The sequence below is a fragment of the Chelativorans sp. YIM 93263 genome, assembly GCF_028767125.1.
GTDB lineage: Bacteria > Pseudomonadota > Alphaproteobacteria > Rhizobiales > Rhizobiaceae > Chelativorans.
In genome coordinates this window covers 38,561-58,427 of record NZ_JAKCWP010000010.1, presented here as the reverse complement: position 1 = coordinate 58,427, position 19,867 = coordinate 38,561, and the positions used below count along the sequence as shown (strand labels likewise).

At 61.4% G+C, this 19,867-nt stretch carries 17 protein-coding genes; 9 read left to right on the top strand and 8 right to left on the bottom strand.

All coding sequences use genetic code 11. The features are described 5' to 3' along the window. Positions 1 to 69 precede the first annotated feature (69 nt). Both rsmD and LY631_RS17885 read right to left on the bottom strand, forming a co-directional pair. Positions 70 to 624 (bottom strand): 16S rRNA (guanine(966)-N(2))-methyltransferase RsmD, encoded by a 555-nt coding sequence (gene rsmD, locus LY631_RS17890; protein ID WP_274427044.1) that lies wholly within the window; start codon positions 622 to 624, stop codon positions 70 to 72. Between the two features lie 2 nt (positions 625 to 626). Beyond that, positions 627 to 1,904 carry a pseudouridine synthase gene (locus tag LY631_RS17885; RefSeq protein WP_445082905.1) on the bottom strand — a complete coding sequence of 426 codons (1,278 nt, stop codon included), beginning with the start codon at positions 1,902 to 1,904 and terminating at the stop codon, positions 627 to 629. A 99-nt stretch (positions 1,905 to 2,003) separates the two neighbouring features. Here LY631_RS17885 and LY631_RS17880 point away from each other — a divergent pair, with 99 nt between their 5' ends. Continuing rightward, a complete protein-coding gene (locus LY631_RS17880) occupies positions 2,004 to 2,432 on the top strand; it encodes a nucleoside deaminase (RefSeq protein WP_338000445.1) in 429 nt (142 codons plus the stop codon). Positions 2,433 to 2,456: 24 nt separating this feature from the next. On the opposite strand, the gene LY631_RS17875 is transcribed toward LY631_RS17880, so the two are convergent. The 5 genes from LY631_RS17875 to LY631_RS17855 form a co-directional block, all read right to left on the bottom strand. Beyond that, positions 2,457 to 3,104 (bottom strand): hypothetical protein, encoded by a 648-nt coding sequence (locus LY631_RS17875; protein WP_274426956.1) that lies wholly within the window; start codon positions 3,102 to 3,104, stop codon positions 2,457 to 2,459. 133 nt (positions 3,105 to 3,237) lie between these two features. Further along, positions 3,238 to 6,243 carry an isoleucine--tRNA ligase gene (ileS, locus tag LY631_RS17870; RefSeq protein WP_274426955.1) on the bottom strand — a complete coding sequence of 1,002 codons (3,006 nt, stop codon included), beginning with the start codon at positions 6,241 to 6,243 and terminating at the stop codon, positions 3,238 to 3,240. A 277-nt stretch (positions 6,244 to 6,520) separates the two neighbouring features. Continuing rightward, positions 6,521 to 6,856, bottom strand: a complete 336-nt coding sequence (locus tag LY631_RS17865) for a TIGR01244 family sulfur transferase (RefSeq protein WP_274426954.1) — start codon at positions 6,854 to 6,856, stop codon at positions 6,521 to 6,523. Positions 6,857 to 6,877: 21 nt separating this feature from the next. Further along, on the bottom strand, positions 6,878 to 7,666 hold the full coding sequence (gene pcaD, locus LY631_RS17860; protein ID WP_274426953.1) for a 3-oxoadipate enol-lactonase: 789 nt from the start codon (positions 7,664 to 7,666) through the stop codon (positions 6,878 to 6,880). 51 nt (positions 7,667 to 7,717) lie between these two features. Continuing rightward, the gene (locus LY631_RS17855) at positions 7,718 to 8,569 is read right to left on the bottom strand and encodes a 3-keto-5-aminohexanoate cleavage protein (RefSeq protein ID WP_274426952.1); all 852 of its coding nucleotides are present in this window, start codon (positions 8,567 to 8,569) and stop codon (positions 7,718 to 7,720) included. Between the two features lie 73 nt (positions 8,570 to 8,642). Between LY631_RS17855 and LY631_RS17850 the strand changes: the two genes are divergently transcribed. The 5 genes from LY631_RS17850 (at position 8,643) to LY631_RS17830 (ending at position 15,331) form a co-directional block, all read left to right on the top strand. Beyond that, complete coding sequence (locus tag LY631_RS17850) at positions 8,643 to 9,545, top strand: MurR/RpiR family transcriptional regulator (RefSeq protein ID WP_274426951.1); 903 nt, start codon at positions 8,643 to 8,645, stop codon at positions 9,543 to 9,545. Then, the gene (locus tag LY631_RS17845; RefSeq protein ID WP_274426950.1) at positions 9,542 to 10,864 is read left to right on the top strand and encodes an aspartate aminotransferase family protein; all 1,323 of its coding nucleotides are present in this window, start codon (positions 9,542 to 9,544) and stop codon (positions 10,862 to 10,864) included. Before LY631_RS17850 ends, LY631_RS17845 begins: the two co-directional genes overlap by 4 nt. Positions 10,865 to 11,131: 267 nt before the next feature. After that, a complete protein-coding gene (locus LY631_RS17840) occupies positions 11,132 to 12,109 on the top strand; it encodes a TAXI family TRAP transporter solute-binding subunit (protein ID WP_274426949.1) in 978 nt (325 codons plus the stop codon). 107 nt (positions 12,110 to 12,216) lie between these two features. Then, entirely contained in the window at positions 12,217 to 14,913 is a 2,697-nt protein-coding gene (locus tag LY631_RS17835; RefSeq protein WP_274426948.1) for a TRAP transporter permease, read from the top strand. Further along, positions 14,906 to 15,331: a universal stress protein gene (locus tag LY631_RS17830; protein WP_274426947.1), complete on the top strand. Its 426-nt coding sequence runs from the start codon at positions 14,906 to 14,908 to the stop codon at positions 15,329 to 15,331. The genes LY631_RS17835 and LY631_RS17830 overlap by 8 nt, the downstream gene beginning before the upstream one ends. A gap of 153 nt (positions 15,332 to 15,484) precedes the next feature. Here the strand turns inward: LY631_RS17830 and LY631_RS17825 are convergent, their stop codons facing one another. Beyond that, a complete protein-coding gene (locus tag LY631_RS17825) occupies positions 15,485 to 16,531 on the bottom strand; it encodes a LacI family DNA-binding transcriptional regulator (RefSeq protein ID WP_274426946.1) in 1,047 nt (348 codons plus the stop codon). 193 nt (positions 16,532 to 16,724) lie between these two features. Here LY631_RS17825 and LY631_RS17820 point away from each other — a divergent pair, with 193 nt between their 5' ends. The 3 genes from LY631_RS17820 (at position 16,725) to LY631_RS17810 (ending at position 19,864) form a co-directional block, all read left to right on the top strand. Next, positions 16,725 to 17,957 (top strand): ABC transporter substrate-binding protein, encoded by a 1,233-nt coding sequence (locus LY631_RS17820; RefSeq protein ID WP_274426945.1) that lies wholly within the window; start codon positions 16,725 to 16,727, stop codon positions 17,955 to 17,957. Positions 17,958 to 18,033: 76 nt separating this feature from the next. After that, positions 18,034 to 18,930, top strand: coding sequence for a carbohydrate ABC transporter permease (locus tag LY631_RS17815; RefSeq protein WP_274426944.1), 897 nt, complete (start codon positions 18,034 to 18,036; stop codon positions 18,928 to 18,930). Beyond that, a complete protein-coding gene (locus LY631_RS17810) occupies positions 18,923 to 19,864 on the top strand; it encodes a carbohydrate ABC transporter permease (RefSeq protein WP_274426943.1) in 942 nt (313 codons plus the stop codon). Before LY631_RS17815 ends, LY631_RS17810 begins: the two co-directional genes overlap by 8 nt. Positions 19,865 to 19,867 lie beyond the last annotated feature (3 nt).

The following is a 19,867-nucleotide window of genomic DNA, read 5'->3' as shown; positions in this document are numbered from 1 at the left end:
CTCAAAGGAATACCGCGATTGTTAGGGCCGCGGCGTTAAAAAGTCATTGGCCGGCAAGGATGGCCAAACTCAGGCAATCTCGCCAAAGCTCAACGTAGACCCGGTATAGTCCCGCCGCTCGATTAGCCGGATACCCTCCGGCGGCTCGAATGGCGTATCGGCAGCCTCTTCGACCACTATGAGAACCTTGGGCGCCAGCCAGCCGCCGGCAAGCGCCGCCTCTAACGCTTTCTCGCCCAGGCCACCCCTGTAGGGCGGATCAGCAAAGACGAGCGTGAAGGGCCGCATCGTCCCGATGGGCCCGAGTCGTGTGGCGTCGCGGCGAAACATGCGGGTACAGCCTCCAAGGCCAAGACTTTCCACGTTCTCGCGCACCAAAGCGCGCGCCGCGGCTGACTGTTCCACGAAAAGACAATAGTCTGCTCCACGCGAAACCGCCTCAATGCCGAGCGCACCGCTGCCGGCAAAAAGATCGAGCACCCGCGCCCCTTCGATCGCCCCCGGATAGCCATGCTCCAGAATGTTGAACAGCGCTTCGCGGGCGCGGTCGGTCGTGGGACGGATCGCGTCCGAGCGCGGGGAAGAAAGATGCCTGCCGCGAAATCTGCCGCCGACGACCCGCATCGTCACGACCTCTTCGGGCCGCTTCCTGGGCGATGAATTTTTCCACGGCCCGGTCGCCGCTCTGCAGCGCCTTTGCGGTTTTCCTCGCGGGGTTTTCGGTCTTTCCCCGCGAAAGACCGTTTAGGCGCAGTTTTTTCATCCGCGGGACGCGTTTCCTCTTCGGCCCGTTTCTTTCCGACCGGCCGGGCGCCCGGCGCCATCCAGACATTGGAGGCGCGTGAGCGGCGTTGCACGGGGCGTGACGGCCCCTTGCCATCGCCTTGGCGGGTGCCTGGCTTCGTCTGCAGCCGGTCGCGCACTTCCTCGCGCTTTTCCTCACGTTGCCTTTTGCGGTTGAGCGGCTTCCGCTTGTCTTCGCCTTCCGGATCGCGCTCTGCTTTTCTCTGCGTGTCCGCTCGGATCGGTTTGTTGGCAAAGGGCGTTGTGATCGGCGCATCGAAATTGGCGCCGGCCGCCTCGACGAGTCGCTGCCCGAGCTGATCGCGCAGCATACGGCCCTTGATTTCCTGCACCGCCCCTTCCGCCAGCTCTCCGAGCTGAAACGGGCCGTAGGAGACGCGAATGAGACGAGTGACTTCGAGGCCCAACGCCCCGAGGATGTTTTTGACTTCTCGGTTCTTGCCTTCGCGCAAGCCGAGGGTAAGCCAGGCATTCGACCCCTGCTTGCGGTCCAGCGTGGCCTCTATAGCACCGTAAAACACGCCGTCGACGGCAATCCCTTCCTCCAACTCGCCCAGTTTCACCGGATCGACATGACCATGAACGCGCACGCGATAGCGCCGCAGCCAACCCGTGGAGGGAAGCTCCAGGATCCGCGCCAGTCCGCCGTCATTGGTGAGAAGAACAAGCCCCTCGGTATTGATATCGAGCCTGCCCACGCTGATGAGGCGCGGCAAGGAGCTGGGCAGGATGTCGAAAATGGTTTTGCGCCCCTCCGGATCGCGTGTCGTGGTGACCACACCAGCCGGTTTGTGAAAGAGGAAGAGGCGGGTTCTTTCGATCTCGGGGATAGGTTTTCCATCGACCGCAATACGATCCGCGGAGCGCACGTTGAAGGCGGGCGTCTTCAGGACGTTGCCGTTCACGGCCACGCGCCCGGCCTCGATCATGGCTTCGGCGTCACGCCGCGAGGCAATGCCCGCCCGCGCCAGGCGCTTGGCTATGCGCTCGCCGCCTTCGCTCGCCTGAGTGGGGGTCGATGAGGTTTTGGCGCCCGCCGGATTCTTCGGCCCGCGCCCGCCGGCATTCTTCGGGCGCTGGTTGTTCTTCTTGCTCTTCATGGTGGCTATTGCCTTTCAACGCCGCTAGTTATCAACTCTGAAGTACGCTTGCGAGAGAAAAGATTGCACCGGCAACAGCCAAGTCACTACCGGAGTTTCATGGATGTCGCGCTCCAAGAAGCGCGCGCCGCGGCCGCACGCGGCGAAGTGCCTGTAGGCGCGGCGGTGGTGCGCGACGGAACACTTGTGGCGCAGGCGGGCAATCGCACCCGCGAGCATAACGACCCAACCGCCCACGCCGAGATCCTGGCGATCCGCGCGGCCTGCAAAACCGAAGAAGCCGAGCGCCTGACCGGTGCCGATATGTATGTCACGCTCGAGCCTTGCGCCATGTGTGCGGGCGCAATCTCTTTCGCGCGGATTCGCCGGCTATACTTCGCCGCAGGCGACGAAAAGGGAGGCGGCGTTATTCACGGGCCGCACTTTTTCAGCCAACCCACGTGTCACCACGCGCCCGAAATCTACGAGGGCCTGTGCGAAAGTGAAGCTTCCGCGCTGCTCAGGAACTTCTTCGAAGCAATGCGCTGAACGAACAGCGAGTGATGCCTTGGTTCACCAGGGCAGGAGCCGACCAATGCCGCGGCGCTCACCGCTCTGGCGTTTTCTGGCGCGTTCTTTCTTCCATTCGTCTTGGCCCGGATCTCCCGCCGGCGCACTTTCGGCCGCTTGCCGGTATTCGGTCGGCGGATCGCTGAGATAGCGCCGTGTCGTCGGGCTGCCCTGCTGCGTCATCTGTCGGCGACGCAAAACCTCTTCACGCTGCATGGCGCGCGTCCGGGGGTTGGTGATTCCCGGATTATTATCCTCGGAAGAACGGTTCACATCATGGATGATGTTGGGACGGTAGTGAAGATTGTCCTGGTTTGCGGTCGCTTCGGCGCGAACGCGTGCCAGCCGCTGTTCCGGAGATTCGGGCCATTGAGGGTTTTCCGTGGCCAGCTCGATCTGGGGCGGCGGCAAGACATTGGTCGAGGGAGGCTTAACGAGACCGGGCCGGGGCTCATAATCGATCTGCGCCTTGTTCTTCGGCGCCAGCGATAACGCACCGGTCAAGTCTTCGAGCAGGAGCTGTTCGGCCGGCTTTCCGGTGCCATAAGTCGGGCCGGCACAACCTGCCAGGACCGAGGCCGCAAGGACCGCCGCCGCACCCATGAGCGTGCGCGTTGTCAGCGTCCTGCCTTGCCGGTTTCCATTTTTCAAAAGTATTCTCCCCAGCGCCTATGGACGGATCAGAATCGCCCGAACCCTGTTTTCTTCGAAAATCCGACGATAAAATGACGCCTGCCCCGCTTTCTAGCCGAAAGAACGGGGCGGACGCAATGGCGGTTGAGCTCTACAAACGTCCCAACGCTCTCAGCTCGCGCAGGGCCGCGGCATCGCGCGCCGAGACATCCGGGAACTCGGGATCCGAGCCAACATCGTCCGTGTAGCGCCAGGAACGGGCGCATTTGATGCCGGATGCACGGCGGAAGACGACCGCCACACCCTTCACCTCGTCAAGGGTAAAAGCATCGGCCGGTGGTTCATCGTCGCGAATCTCGATCCCGCTGGTGATGCAGATCTCCGCCATGTCACGGTCGGCGATCGCCGCGCGCAGCTCGGGGTCGGTCACGTGAACAATGGGTGAAGCTTCAAGGGACGCGCCGATGGTCTTTTCCCTGCGCTCGATTTCGAGCGCCCCCATCACGACGCGCCGCACCTGGCGGACCTTCCGCCACTTTTCGGCCAGCTTCTCGTCGCGCCAGCTCTCCGGAATCTTGGGAAACTGGGCCAGATGCACCGACTCTGTGTTCGGATAGCGCTCCAGCCAGGCCTCTTCCGTGGTGAAAGGAAGCATTGGGGCCATCCAGGTGACGAGGCAATCGAAAAGATGACGCACCACCTGAAGCGCAGCCTTGCGGCGCGTGCTCGACGGCGGGTCACAGTAGAGCGTGTCCTTGCGGATGTCGAAATAGAAGGCGGACAGATCCACGACCATGAAATCGAGGGCGGAGCGCATGGCGCGCTTGAAATCGAAATTGTCGTAACTCTTATCCACCAGCGCATCGAGTTCCGCCAGCCGATGCAGCATCAGCCGTTCGAGCTCCGGCATTTCTGCAAACGGCACCTCCTCGCCCTCGTCATGAGAAAGCGTGCCGAGCATCCAGCGGGTTGTGTTGCGCAGCTTACGGTAGGCATCGATGTTGGTCTGCAGGATGTTTTGGCCGAGCCGCTGGTCTTCCCAGTAGTCGGTGGTGACCACCCACAGGCGCAGGATATCGGCGCCTGATTTGGCCATCACGTCCTGCGGCACGACCGTGTTGCCGAGCGACTTCGACATCTTGCGGCCTTCCTCGTCCATGGTGAAGCCATGGGTGATGACATTGTCGTAGGGCGCCCGGCCGCGCGTCCCGCAGCTTTCCAGCAGCGAAGAATGAAACCAGCCGCGATGCTGATCCGAGCCTTCGAGGTAGACATCTGCCGGCCATTTTAGGTCCGGCCGGTCTTCGAGCGTGAAGACATGGGTGGAGCCGGAATCGAACCACACGTCGAGGATGTCCATCACCTGGTGCCAGCGATCCTTGTCCTCGCGGCCTTCCAGGAACCGCTCCTTCGCACCTTCGGCGAACCAGGCGTCAGCGCCTTCCTTCTCGAACGCTTCGAGAATGCGGGCATTCACCGTCTCGTCCTTCAGGATTTCGCCGTCCTCGTCAGCGAAGACACAGATGGGCACGCCCCAGGCGCGCTGGCGCGAGAGCACCCAGTCCGGCCGCTCCTCGATCATGGAACGCAGGCGCGTCTGGCCGGCCGCCGGCACGAAACGCGTGTCATCGATGGCGCTGAGCGAGCGGCTGCGCAACGTGGTATCGTCACCCAGGTCCTTGTCCATATAGACGAACCATTGCGGCGTGTTGCGGAAGATGACCGGCTTCTTCGACCGCCAGGAATGCGGATAGGAGTGCTTCAGCCTCCCGCGCGCAAAGAGCATATCCTTTGCGATGAGCGCTTCGATGACTCCCTTGTTGGCATCGCCCTTCTTGCCCTTGTCGTCGATGACGCGGGCGGGGCCGCCGTCGCGGTCCGGGCCGAAGCCAGGCGCGTCCTTGGTAAAGAACCCGCCATCGTCCACCGTGAAAGGAATGGTCGTATCGATCCCGCGCGGCTCCAGTTCGGCGCGCGCGTCCATCCAGGCGTCGAAGTCCTCGCGGCCATGACCGGGCGCTGTGTGCACGAAGCCGGTACCGGCGTCGTCGGTGACATGCTCGCCGGGGAGGAGCGGAACATCGAAATGATAGCCGCCGCCAAGGCCCTTCAGTGGGTGGGCGCAGACAATTGACCTTAAGTCCTCAGATTTTACGTCCCACAAGCGCTTGTAGTCGAGCTTGGCTTTGGCGAACGATTCCTCCGCAAGCGCATCAGCAAAGATCAACTTTTCGCCGGCCTGTGGGCCGAAATCGTTCTCAGCCGCGGTAACCTCATAGAGCCCGTAGGCTATGCGCGGCGAAAAAGAGATGGCGCGGTTACCGGGTATTGTCCAAGGCGTCGTGGTCCAGATAACCACGTACGCATCCTGAAGATCGAGTGACTTCTCACTCTGCTCTGAAACTTCATCTTCCCTAGGGGGTAATAGATCACCTTCAGGTGTTACATCAGCGGAAAGACGCTCATAAACGCTGGCCTCCACGACCGGAAACTTCACCCAGATCGTATCGCTCTCATGGTCGTGATACTCGACCTCGGCCTCTGCCAGCGCCGTCCTCTCCACGACCGACCACATCACCGGCTTCGAGCCGCGGTAGAGCTGCCCCGACATCGCGAATTTCAGAAGCTCGCCGGCGATGCGCGCTTCCGCGTGGTAGGCCATGGTTAGATACGGGTTGTCGAAATCGCCGACCACACCGAGGCGCTGAAACTCCTCGGTCTGCACCTTGATCCAGTGCGTGGCGAAGTCGCGGCATTCCTTGCGGAACTCGTTGACCGGCACCTCGTCCTTGTTCTTGCCCTTGGCGCGGTACTGCTCCTCGATCTTCCATTCGATCGGCAGGCCGTGGCAGTCCCAGCCGGGCACATAGTTGGAGTCGTAGCCGCGCATCTGGAATGAGCGCGTGATGACGTCCTTCAGCACCTTGTTGAGCGCGTGACCGATGTGGATGTTGCCGTTGGCATAGGGTGGGCCGTCATGCAGCACGAATTGAGGCCGGCCCTTCGCGTCCTCGCGCAGGCGCTTGTAAAGGTCCATCTCCTGCCAGCGCGCGACGATCTCCGGTTCTTTCTTGGGCAGGCCGGCGCGCATCGGAAAATCCGTCTGCGGAAGGAAAAGGGTTTTGGAATAGTCCAGCTTGTCGGGTGTTTCGCTCATGGTCTCGCCGTGGAAATACGAAGCCCAGTTGGCCTCGCGGATGACAGTATCAAGAGGCGGAAGCGCCGAAACGGCGCGCAGAAATCCCGGACCTTCCGCGGCGTTCAGCCCGCTCGGAAGGCCGGGCCAGTAATTCGTATGGCAATCAGCGTAAAGCCGGCGCTCGTCATCATGTCCGGGCTTTTACCGAAGACGCGCGAAAGAATAAAGGGCCGATTCCTGTCTGCCAATGTAGCCGCGGCGGTTCTACAATGAGAAGGAGCTTCCGGAAGCTCGGCTATCTCTTCATTTCCTGCACCAGCGTATAAAGGTTGAGACAACGTCCGCCGCTGCGGCAATAGGCCAGCACCGGCCGGGGCAGCGTCTCCAACATCTCGCCCATTTCCCGCACGTTCTCCTCGGTGATGGCACCGGAAACAACGGGAAGGAAACGGAACTCGAGACCAGCATTCCGCGCTGCGTTCTCGACGTCATCGTGCGGCACCGCACCGTCTTCCGTGTCGGGACGGTTGCAGACGATGCTCTTGAAACCGGCACCGGCAATTTCGGAGACCTGCGCCGATCCGATCTGCCCCGTAACCGCAAAATCCTCGTTAACCCGGCGAATTTCCATTTCCCGTCCTTTCCGGTGTGTCTAGCCGATCTCCACAGCAAACGTGCGGATAAGCTCGGACATCTTTTCAGTCTGTTCGATGCAGGGCAAGTGGCCCGCATTCTCGATGATTTCAAGGCGAGCGCCCACGATCAAAGAGGCAAGCTCCTGCATCAGCTCGGGCGGCGTCGAGCCGTCCTGATCTCCGCCGACACACAGGGTGGGCACCTTCAGCGCTCGAGTCGACTCCGTCAGGTCGGCGTCGCGCAGAGCCGCACAGGTTCCGGCATAGCCATCGGCGGGGGTGCGCGTCAGCATCGCGGTGTACCCGATGAATTCCGGGTTACTCGGCGTGCGGTAGTCCGGCGTGAACCAGCGCTGCATGATGCCATCAGCGATAGCCGCGATACCGCTTTCATTGACGGCCTGAATGCGGCCGTTCCACAGATCGTCATTGCCGATCTTGTGGGCGGTATTGGACAGCACCAGTGCTTTCACCAACTCGGGCCTGCGCGTGGCCAGCCCCTGAGCGATCATGCCGCCGACCGACACCCCGACGATCATTGCCTTGGCTATCCCCAAATGATCCAGCAATGCCGCGAGATCGTCCACGTGGTCGGCAAGCTTGTAGGGCTGAGGCGTGGCTTCCGAGAGCCCGTGGCCGCGCTTGTCGTAGAAGACAAGGCGAAAGTCGTTTTCCAGCCGTGCCGCCACCTTCGTCCAGATCCGGAAATCGGTGCCGAGTGAGTTGGAAAAGACGAGGACAGGCTTGTCCGCTGGTCCTTGGACGTGATGATGCAGGACGACGCCGTTCACGCGCACGAACTTCATCTCTCAGCCTCCTTTCGGTCCGCTTCTGTATGAGGAAAACGATTGCCGACGTCAATTCAAGAGCTTGACCCAATCGGCTCTCAGATCATCGGCATTCGCGGGAGAAAGTCCGAGCGCATGAAATGCGCCTGCTGCGCTGGCCACGCTCGCCCTGTTGTCCGGCGCGAGGCTGCTGTCCGGCAGGTACAAATTGTTCTCGAAACCCACGCGGGCATGCCCGCCCAGCAGAGCAGCCATGGTCACACAGGCCGTCTCGCGCGCGCCGAAGGCGCAGACCATGAAATGAGAGAACTGGGGCATGTCTGGCGCGAGGAATGGCAGGAGATCGGCAGGCGCGGAACGCTGCCCTTCAGTGTAACGTCCGAGCACATAAAGAACCGGGATGTCGGTAAAGGGTACAAGTCCTCGCCGCATCATGTCGGCTAGCTGCCGAACCTCTTCCGGATGGTAGAGAATAATCTGCGGCACGATGCTCTCTTCCTTCATGAAGGCGAGGAAGCGGGCGAACTCTGCTTCATGCGCGGAATCCGGCACCAGCTCCTTGAGCGCCAGGGAGGCGGCCTCGGGCTTCACCGCGCGCACAACCTCCATTTGTTCTTGCGGCTGGTAGCGCCCCACTGCCTCGGTCGTGATCTGGATGACCAGCCGGTCACCGACCGCCTCTTGGACCGCCTCGATTGTTTCGCGATAGGCACCCGCATCCAGTATGTGTCGGCCTTCGCGATCGCGCACATGGCAATGAAGCATCGCAGCGCCCGCATCGAGACAGGCTGCGGCCGTCTCTGCCAGTTCCTTTGCGGTCTGCGGCAGGGCAGGGTGGTCCGCCCAGGTGCGCCGACCGCCATTGGGCGCCGCCGCAATTGTTACAGGTTTCCCCTCGGCATCGCTCGCCTTTTGTACCACGGAAAATCCTCCATTCATTGCAGCGTTTGCAACATTTGTTGCATACGCTGCAAACACCGTCTACGATGAAGATATGGACTGCGCCGCCTTTACTGACCAGATCACCCGGTCCGTTGACGTGCTCCCCGGCCAATTGGGAGCGGCGGCGCGGTATATCATGGAGAATCCCGGCGACGTGGCGCTGCTTTCCATGCGCGAGCAGGCGCGCCGCGCCGGCGTTCAGCCCTGGACCATGACGCGGCTGGCCAAGCGCTTCGGGCTGGAGGGCTATGAAGAGGTCCGACAACTTCACGGTGAGGCGCTGAAGGAGCAGGCGCTCGGTTTTTCCGGCAAGGCGGGGGCGCAGGTGGCGCGGCAGCGCGAAGCGGGTGGCCGAGCCCTGGGCGGCGAGATCGCGACGGTGACCGCCGAACAGATTTCGGTTCTCGGGCAGTCTGGCGCAGTCGATGCTTTGGTCGAAGCCGCAGGCGCCATAGCTAAGGCGCGCCGCATTTACTGCTTCGGCCTGCGATCCAACCGGCCGGTGGCCGATCATCTGGTGTATCTCCTGTCCTTTCTGGGCGAGAAGGCGCGCATGCTCGAACCAGACGGCAGCGCGGGTCTCGATTCTCTGCGCTTTGCCACTGCGGAGGACGTTTTCTTCGTCGCCACCGTGGCGCCCTATACGCGCGCCAGCGTCGAGGCTGCGCGCCATGCCCGGGCTCAAGGCTTGACGGTCATTGCACTGACCGACCGCCCGACGTCGCCAGTTGCCGCGCTGGCCCGCCACTCTATTCTTGTGGGCACGGAAAGCCCGTCCTTCTTCCATGCCGTGGCGCCCGCGCTCGCGGCGGTGGAGGTCATAGCGGCGCTCGTGGCCGGGGAGGGCGGCGAGGCGGCGCTGGAAGAGATCGCCCGGACAGAGCGGCAGCTCTCCGAACTCAATATACATGTTCTCGAACAGCCAACGGTTACGCGACAGGAAGGCAACCGATGACCCGAATCTTGCATCGCCAGATCCACGCGGACCTTCCCACCGCCGTTAGAGGCGAGGGCGTGCGGATATTCGACAGCGAAGGAAAAGCTTATATCGACGCGTCCGGCGGGGCGGCAGTCTCCTGTCTCGGACACAGCCACCCCGATGTCGTGGCGGCGCTCAAGAGCCAGGCCGACAAGCTCGCCTACGCACACACCAGCTTCTTCACCAACGAGCCGGCGGAGGCGTTAGCGGAAAAGCTGGTGAAGGCTGCGCCCGACGGCATCAGTCATGTCTATTTCGTTTCCGGCGGGTCAGAAGCCAACGAGGCCGCGCTCAAGATGGCGCGGCAGTATTTCGTCGAGAAAGGCGAGGATCAGCGCCGAAACATCATTGCCCGTCGCCAGAGCTACCACGGCAATACGTTGGGCGCACTCGCGACCGGCGGCAATGAATGGCGCCGTGCGCAGTTCCAGCCGCTGCTCATCGACACCCATCACATCGATCCCTGTTACGCCTACCGTTACCAACAGCCGGGCGAAAGCCTTGAGGCCTATGGCCAGCGCGCCGCACAGCAGCTTGAGGACAAGATCCTCGAACTCGGTGCCCATACGGTCATGGCCTTTGTCGCTGAGCCCGTGGTGGGGGCCACGGCGGGAGCTGTGCCTGCCGTTCCCGGCTATTTCAAACGTGTCCGCGAAATCTGCGACCGCTACGGCGTGCTGCTCATCCTTGACGAGGTGATGTGCGGCATGGGGCGCACCGGCACGCTCTTCGCCTGCGAGCAGGAGGGGATTGCGCCCGACCTCATCAGCATCGCGAAGGGCCTCGGTGGCGGGTACCAACCGATCGGCGCCGTGCTCCTGTCGCAACAGATTTTCAGCGCCTTCGAGTCCGGCTCCGGCTTGTTCCAGCACGGCCACACCTATATGGGTCACCCCGTCGCCTGCGCGGCTTCACTCGCGGTGCAGGAGGTGATCGAACGCGACGACCTGCTGTCCAATGTGCGCGAAATGGGAGGGTACCTGCGCGAGCGGCTGGAGAGTCGTTTCGGCAATCATCCGCATGTGGGCGACATAAGGGGCAGGGGCCTTTTCCTTGGCGTGGAACTGGTGACCGACCGGGCGAGCAAGGAGCCATTCGATCCTGCGTTGAAGGTTCACGCGCGGGTGAAGACGGAGGCGATGGCGCGCGGCCTCATGGTCTATCCGGCGGGCGGCACGATCGATGGCAAGCGCGGTGATCATGTTCTGCTGGCGCCGCCGTTCATCATCGACAGGCAAATAGCAGACACCATTGTCGAGCGCCTCGGCGAGGCGGTCGATGCGGCAACTGCATAGAGGGGAAACAAGGAGGAAGAGACAGGGAGGACAAGTCGCGATGCGTCACCATCTATTGGCGAATGATCGCAATAAGACGTTGCAACTTTTAGGAAAATGGGCAGTCTTTCATTGACTTGGGCGAGCGGGCGTTTAACGCTTCTCACTTGGGCTGCGCATGTTGCAGTCGGACATCGTGCACGCAGTGTCCGGCCGCGCGCTGCCCCGAACGGGCGGCGAATACAGCGTGCAAACAGTTACTGCACTAACACTCAGGGAGTCATTTAGATGAAACCAAATCGAATTCTCGGATTTGGCCTCGCTGCGACGATGCTCGGCGGCCTTGCTGGAACTGCCGCCGCGCAGGATCAGCAGTTCGTGTCGGTGGGCACGGGTGGTGTCACGGGGGTTTATTACCCGGTTGGTGGCGCCATGTGCCGCCTAGTCAACCAGACGCGCCGCGACCACGGCATCCGCTGCTCGGTTGAGTCCACCGGCGGATCGGTCTTCAACGTCAACGCCATCAAGGGCGGCGACCTTGAGTTCGGCGTCGTGCAGTCGGACGTTCAGTATAATGCCTACAATGGTGAGGCCGGTTTCGCCGACACCGGCGCGCATGAAAACCTGCGTTCGGTCTTCTCGCTGCATCCTGAGCCTCTCACTCTGGTGGCCCGCGCCGACGCCGATATCAGCGAGTTCGACGATCTGCAGGGCAAGCGCGTCAATATCGGCAATCCCGGGTCCGGTCAGCGCGCGCTGATGGACCTCCTGATCGCCGAAAAGGGCTGGACGAACGACGACTTTGCCCTGGCGGCAGAGCTCGCGCCGGCCGAACAGAGTTCCGCGCTCTGTGACAACAACATCGACGCCTTCGCCTACACTGTCGGCCATCCGGCGGGCTCCATCGAGGAGGCCACCACCACCTGCGACAGCGTCATCGTGCCGGTCGAGGGCGAGGCTGTCGACACACTGGTCGAGAACAACCCCTACTACTTCCAGGCGACCATCCCCGGCGGCATGTATCGCGGCAACCCCGACGACGTGAACACCTTCGGTGTCGGCGCGACCTTCGTGACCTCCGCCGACGTGTCCGACGACGTGGTCTACACCGTGGTCCAGTCCATTTTCGAGAATTTCGAGGACTTCCAGGGCCTGCATCCGGCGCTGGAAAATCTGACGCCTGAGCAGATGGTGAGCCAGGGCAACTCCGCACCGATGCATCCCGGCGCTGAGCGCTATTACCAGGAGCAGGGCTGGCTCAACTAAGCACGGCTTGCACCAGGGGCGCCCGCCAGGGCGCCCTTTTTCCGCATTGTCGCCGGGGAAAACAGCGGCAGTGCGCAATAAGCAAGAATTTTTCCGGGAACAGAGTGATGGCTGAGATGTCGAACGGCGCCGCAGGCGAGCAATCGCATACAGCGGACGATTTAAAGGATCTTGTCGCTTCCACCGATACCGGCGCGCGTAATCCCATCGGACCGACCGGCTATATCATTGCCGGCGTGGCGCTTTGCTGGTCGCTCTTCCAGCTCTACATCGCTTCGCCGCTGCCCTATATGCTTTCGAGCCTGACCGGGCTCAGCCTGGTCCTGAATCAGGCGGAGTCCCGCGCCGTCCATTTGGCTTTCGGTCTCTTCCTGGCCTATATGGTTTTTCCTGCCTTCAGCCGTAGCCCGCGTGACCGTGTTCCCGGGTTGGATGTGGTTCTGGCGGCCGCCGCCGCGGCTTGCGCCCTGTATAATTTCTTTTTTTACCACGAATTGGCCCAGCGGCCGGGCCTTCCCATTACGCGGGATCTGATCGTTGCCGGGATTGGCATGGTCTTGCTGTTGGAGGCTGCGCGCCGGGCGTTGGGGCCGCCGCTCGTCGTCGTCGCCCTTGTTTTCCTGGGCTACGTATTTTTCGGCTCCTCAACGCTTATTCCCGACATCATACGCTGGGGTGGCGCGTCCTATGGGCGCGCGATGTATCAGATGTGGCTGTCGCCCGAAGGCGTTTTCGGCGTGGCGCTCGGCGTTTCGTCGGCTTTCGTCTTCCTGTTCGTCCTGTTCGGCTCGATGCTCGACCGGGCTGGCGCCGGTAATTTCTTCATCAAGCTCGCCTTTGCGCTGCTCGGGCACTTGCGCGGAGGCCCGGCAAAGGCAGCGGTGCTTGCCTCGATGATGACCGGCATCATCTCCGGTTCCTCGATCGCCAACGTGGTCACAACCGGCACCTTCACCATTCCTCTGATGAAGCGGGTGGGATTCACGCCGGAAAAGGCCGGCTCCGTCGAGGTGGCGAGTTCGGTCAACGGACAGATCATGCCGCCCGTCATGGGCGCGGCTGCCTTTCTGATGGTCGAATATGTCGGCATCCCCTATCTCCAGGTCATCAAACACGCCTTCCTGCCGGCTGTAATCTCCTACATCGCGCTGCTTTACCTCGTGCATCTGGAAGCGGTGAAGAACGACATGCCGGTGCTCGAAAAGCCGCAGATACATCCAGCGACCGTGGCCCTCCTGCGCGCCGGCATCACGATCGCTTCGATAGTGATCCTTGCCGGGCTTACCTATTACGGCGTGTCGCTCATTCGCTACTTGATTCCCGACGTCTCCGGCCCGGTGTTGATGATCGCCATGCTCGGCATCTACGCGCTGCTCGTGTGGTATGCAGCACAAGCGCCGGACCTGGAACTGGACGATCCGGAAGCACCGGTGGTGGAACTGCCACTGGCCGTCGAGGTGCTGAAGACGGGGCTGCATTACCTCCTGCCGCTCGTCGTCCTCATCTGGTTCCTGATGATCGAGCGTTATTCGCCCGGCCTGTCGGCCTTCTATGCCGTGCTGCTGCTCATCTTCATCATCCTGACCCAAAAGCCGCTCAAGGCGCTCTTCCGCGGCATGCAGTCCCATGAACAGCGTGCCGCATTCATGGAAGGCTTTTACGATCTGGTCTCCGGCCTCATCACGGGCGCGCGCAACATGATCGGCATTGCCTGCGCGACCGCCACCGCCGGCATCGTCGTCGGCACCGTCACGCTGACGGGCATTGGCCAGGTCATGGCCGAGTTCGTGGAGCTCCTGTCAGGCGGCAACATCTTTCTGATCCTCGTCTTCACGGCGATGATCAGCCTTGTGCTCGGGATGGGGCTGCCGACGACGGCGAACTACATCGTTGTCTCCTCGCTCATGGCTCCGGTGATCGTGCAGTTGGGTGCCGCCAACGGCGTTTTAATCCCGCTGATCGCCGCCCATATGTTCGTCTTTTATTTCGGAATCATGGCGGATGTGACGCCACCGGTGGGTCTTGCCTCGTTCGCGGCGGCGGCCGTATCGCGTGGCGATCCGCTAAAAACCGGCTTTACTGCCTTTTTCTACTCGCTGCGCACGGTGCTGTTGCCTTTCATCTTCGTGTTCAACACCGACCTGCTGCTCATCGATGTCGGCTGGGTGGGCGCCGTCTGGATATTCTGCCTGGCGACGGTGGCCATGCTGATATTCGCCGCCGCCACCCAAGGTTTCTTCATGGTGAAGTCGCGCCTGTGGGAGTCGGCGGCCCTGCTTCTCGTCACCTTCATGCTGCTGCGGCCGGGCTTCTTCCTGGACATTGTCCAGCCACCTTATGACCAGATCGAACCGCAGCAACTTTTCCAGGTGACGGAACAGGAGCCGTCCGACGCGCAGATACGGCTCGTCATTCGCGGGCCGAGCTTCGACAACCCGGACGAGATGCTTCAACGCACAATGGCCTTCAGCCTTGGGCAAGCTGGTCCCGGAGGGGAAGAGCGCTTTGAGGAGGCAATCGGCCTTCCCGTGCGCATCGAGGACGGAACAGTCATTCTCGACGAGCCGCTCGACTTCAACAGTCTTGCCGGCCGCGCACTGTCGGACATGGATTTCTATGCCGAGGAGCCCGTGCAGATCACCGCGGTCGAGGTGACGGCGGAGCGAATGCCTCGCGAGGTGTTCTATATCCCGGCGGCTCTCATCCTGGCGCTGGTTGTGTTCCTCCAGCGCCGGCGCGGAGGCACGCTCGCGGGAAACCCAAACCCTGAGCCTGCTGCTCGGAGGGAAAAGGCACATGTATAGGAATATCCTCGTTTCCATCGACTTGGGCGACCCTGAGCACGAGACGCGTACGCTCGAAACGGCGGTGGATTATGCCCGCACCTTCGCCAGTCGCCTGCATGTGATGACCGTCGTGCCTGATTACGGCATGTCTATCGTCGGCGGTTTCTTCCCCCAGGGTCATGAGCAGGATGCGCTCGATCACGCGAACAAGGCGTTGCACGAGTTCACGAAAAAGCACGTGCCGGCAGACATCAAGCACCGCCACATTGTCGGCCACGGTTCGATTTATCGCGAGATTCTGCGCTATGCGGGTGTCGTAAAGGCGGATCTCATTGTGCTATCGGCCAAGCGGCCGGGCCCGGAAGACTATCTGCTCGGCCCGAACGCCGCCCGCGTCGTCCGTCATGCGCAGATCTCGGTGCTGGTTGTGCGATAGAGTGGCGATCGCCGCGTCAATGGGCTGTGCATGGTCCATGCCTGAGCAGTGCCCTAAACACACCAGCATTTCGGAAAACCACCGCACGCGGCATCATCCCGAACAGCCTTTACCTTGCGGCCTTCCGCTCCTCGACGACTGTGCTGAAATGTTTCAATCCTGTTTAACCGCGCTCTGCCCCAGCGGCGCCGTGCTCTTGCGTTCGACCAGCTCCACCGTCAGCACTTGGTGAGCGATAGTGCGCTCACGTCCCTCGCTGTTTATGCGCTCGATAAGTGCCTTGGCGGCGGTCGTGCCGATCTGGGTGCGGGGCTGGTGGATCGTCGTCAGCGGTGGAATGAAACGCTGGGCGATATCGATGTCGTCGAAGCCAACGACGGAAACGTCGTCGGGCACCGAATAACCTTCCATGCTCAATTCCGAGATAAACCCGCAGGCCATCTGATCACTGGCGCAGAAAACAGCGGACGGGCGCCGTTTCAGCGTAAGCCATTGGCGCGCCGCTTCCACGCCGGAGTGAAGTGAAAAGTCGCCACTGAAGAACCACTCCGGAGCGATCTCGACGCCCAGATCGGCCAGCGCGGCCCGTGTCCCCTCACGTCGCGTTTCGGTCAGCACGTTTCCGGGCGGGCCCATCACATGGCCGATACGCCGGTGGCCTAGTTCGTGAAGGTGGCGAACCGCTGTCGCGCTGCCCGCCTCGTTATCGATGACAACTTTTGAAAAAGGGCTGTCGGCGATCCATTCACATGCAAAGACAATCGGCGGCATTCTGCCGGGCGCATCCATCTCCCCCAGAAACTCGAGCGGCAGCGAACCGTCGAGTACGATCAGGCCGTCGGCCCGCGCGCTGTGGAGATAGGTGAAAAGCTGATTCTCGTTTGCGTGTGGTTGCTTGGTGTCAACAATGAGCACCGAAAAGCCGGCTTGCGCAGCAGCCTGCTCCACGCCGGCAAGAATGCGCGAGAAGAAGGGATTGCCGAGATTGGGCACAAGCACGACGATGGCGCCTGTGCGCCGCTGCCGCAGGTTTCGCGCGACCATGTTCGTGTGATAGCCGGTGCTCCGAATGGCCTCCAAGACAGCCTCGCGAGTCGCGGCAGAAACGACGGACGGATTGGAAATCGCCCGGCTCACGGTCGCGGTCGACACTCCGGCTTCCCGGGCGACGTCCTGAATGTTCGGCGTTTTCTTGTCCAAGTTCTATATTTTATCCGAGTCGTGAAAAAAATTGATCCAGGTGAGATGAAAAGGGTTGACACCTTTGGTCTCGCTAATCAAGCTTGATGTAATCGATTACAGGCACCGCGCGCAAGCGCCGCCGGTCGATTGTGTCGGCAGGAGGCCGATGCTGAGAGTTTCGGTCCATTGTGGACGCGAACGGGAGGAAAAGATGAAGCTTTTCAAGACGATATTGACCGCATCGACTTTTCTTGGTGCTGCCGCGGCGGTTCACGCAACCGAACTGGAGGTAACCCATTGGTGGACGTCCGGCGGTGAAGCCGCGGCCGTTGCCGAGTTCGCCAAGGCGTTCGATGCCACGGGCAACAAATGGGTGGACGGCGCTATTGCCGGTGGCGGCGGCACGGCGCGTCCGGTCATGATCAGCCGTATCACCGGTGGCGATCCGATGGCCGCTACCCAGTTCAACCATGGCCGCCAGGCCGAGGAACTGGTCGAAGCCGGGCTGATGCGTGACCTTACCGAAGTTGCGGAAAAGGAAGGCTGGAAGGATATCATTCGGCCCGCCAGCCTGCTGGAAAGCTGCACGCTCGACGGCAAGGTCTACTGTGTTCCGGTGAATATTCACTCGCAGCAGTGGTTGTGGCTCTCTAACAAAGCTTTCGAGGATGCGGGCGTGCCCGTTCCCACGAATTGGGAGGAGTTCGCTGCCGCGGCTCCGGCGCTGGAGGAGGCCGGCAAAATTCCGCTCGCGATGGGCCAGCAACCTTGGCAGACGACGCTGGCGTTCCAGGTTCTCCTGGTCGCGCTGGCCGGACCCGACGCCTATACCAAGATTTTTGGCGAACAGGATGCGGAATTGGCCGCAAGCCCCGAGATCACAAAGGTCTTCGAAGCTGCGGACCAGGCGCGCAGCATGTCGGCTGACTCCGATGTGCAGGACTGGAACCAGGCCACCAACCTCGTCATCACCGGTGAAGCCGGCGGCCAGATCATGGGCGATTGGGCGCAGGGCGAATTCCAGGTGGCCGGGCAAGTCGCCGGTGAGGATTATACCTGCCTGCCCGGTCTCGGCGTCAACGAGGTCATTATGACCGGCGGTGACGCGTTCTACTTCCCGGTTATCGACGATCCGGAAGTCTCTGCTGCGCAGGATCAGCTTGCCTCGGTCATGCTGTCGCCGGAGACCCAGGTCGCCTTCAACCTCAAAAAGGGATCGCTGCCGGTGCGCTCGGATGTCGATCTCGAAGCGGTCAATGATTGCATGAGGAAAGGCCTGGATATCCTTGACCAGGGCAACATCATCCAGTCGCCCGACCAGCTCATGTCGGCAGACTCGCTGGTGCAGATCAACGATCTGTTCGTGCAGTTCTTCAACGACCCGAACATGTCGGCCGAAGCTGCGCAGAACACGTTCGTCCAGCTCATCGAGAACGCCGATTAAGCAATAGCTTACGGCTTGGCCGGCCGGCTTCGTACCGGCTGGTTCCGCTCGTTGCATTTTCCGCTGGGAGGTCTTCATGTCTGCGTCCCGCCGACCGAATCAATTGTTCCGGAACCTGACCGCCAAGATCGCCGCCATTCCGATGATCCTGACCGCATCGGTGGTTTTTGTCGGCGGCACTGCCTGGACGGCCATTTACTCCTTCACCGATTCAGGGCTTTTGCCGCGTGGGGAATTCGTTGGGCTGAAGCAGTATGATCGCCTATGGGCCTCCAACAAGTGGCTCATCTCCATCGAGAACCTGTTTATCTACGGCGTCTGCACGCTGGTTCTCTCGCTCGTCATCGGGTTTGTCCTCGCGGCGCTGCTGGATCAGAGAATCCGCTTCGAAAACACGTTTCGCACGATTTTCCTCTACCCGTTCGCCCTGTCCTTCATCGTCACCGGGCTTGTCTGGCAGTGGCTTCTCAATCCGCAATTCGGCATCCAGCATGTCGTCCGTTCGATGGGCTGGGAAAGCTTCACCTTCGACCCGCTCTACAATCCCGAGATCGTTATTTACGGCATACTGATCGCTGGCGTCTGGCAGGGCACCGGGCTGGTCATGTGCCTGATGCTGGCGGGGCTCCGCGGCATCGATGAAGACATCTGGAAGGCCGCTCGCATCGACGGTATCCCGATGTGGAAGACGTATCTCTTCATTGTCATTCCCATGATGCGGCCGGTCTTCATCACCGCGCTCGTCATCATCGCCACCGGCATCGTGCGCGTCTACGACCTCGTCGTGGCCCAGACCGGCGGCGGACCGGGCATCGCGTCGGAGGTGCCCGCAAAATACGTCTACGATGCGATGTTCTTGTCGCAGAATCTCGGCCAGGGCTTTGCAGCTTCGACCATGATGCTGCTTGCCGTCATCATCGTCATCGTGCCTTGGGCCTATCTCGAATACGGGGGCAAGAAGCGCCATGTCTAGCACCGGTGCAATCAACATCGCGGGGGTGAGCGCCGACGCCAGCGCCGAAGATCTCGTCGGCCCACGCGGAGCGCGCCCGCGCCGCGCGCTCTCCCGCCGCAACATCATGCTCTACGGCACGCTCTTCGTCATCGCGGTTTATTATATTCTGCCGCTCTACGTAATGATCGTGACCTCGCTGAAGGGAATGCCGGAGATTCGCCTCGGCAATATCTTCGCGCCGCCCGTGGAAATCACCTTCGAGCCATGGGTGAAAGCCTGGTCGAGCGCCTGTACGGGGCTGAACTGCGAAGGACTATCTCGCGGCTTCTGGAATTCGGTCCGCATCACCATTCCGTCGATCGTTCTGTCCATCGCCATCGCCTCGGTGAACGGTTATGCCCTCGCCAATTGGCGCTTCAAGGGCGCCAATCTCTTCTTCACGATCCTCATCGTCGGCGCCTTCATCCCCTATCAGGTGATGCTCTACCCGCTGGTGATCATCCTGCGCGAAATGGGCCTTTATGGCAGCCTCACGGGGCTCGTTTTGGTGCACGCAGTGTTCGGCATGCCGATCCTGACCCTGCTCTTTCGCAACTATTTCACGTCTGTGCCCGAAGAGTTGTTCAAGGCCGCCCGTGTCGATGGCGCAGGTTTCTGGGGAATCTACTTCAAGATCATGCTGCCCATGAGCCTGCCGATCTTCGTCGTCGCGATGATCATCCAGGTCACCGGCATCTGGAACGACTTCCTCTTCGGCGTCGTCTACACCCGACCCGAATACTATCCGATGACGGTTCAGCTCAACAACATCGTCAACTCGGTCCAGGGCGTGAAGGAATATAACGTCAACATGGCGGCAACGATCATCACCGGCCTAGTGCCGCTGATTGTGTACTTCGCCTCCGGAAAACTGTTCGTGCGCGGCATTGCGGCCGGCGCCGTGAAGGGATGAGCA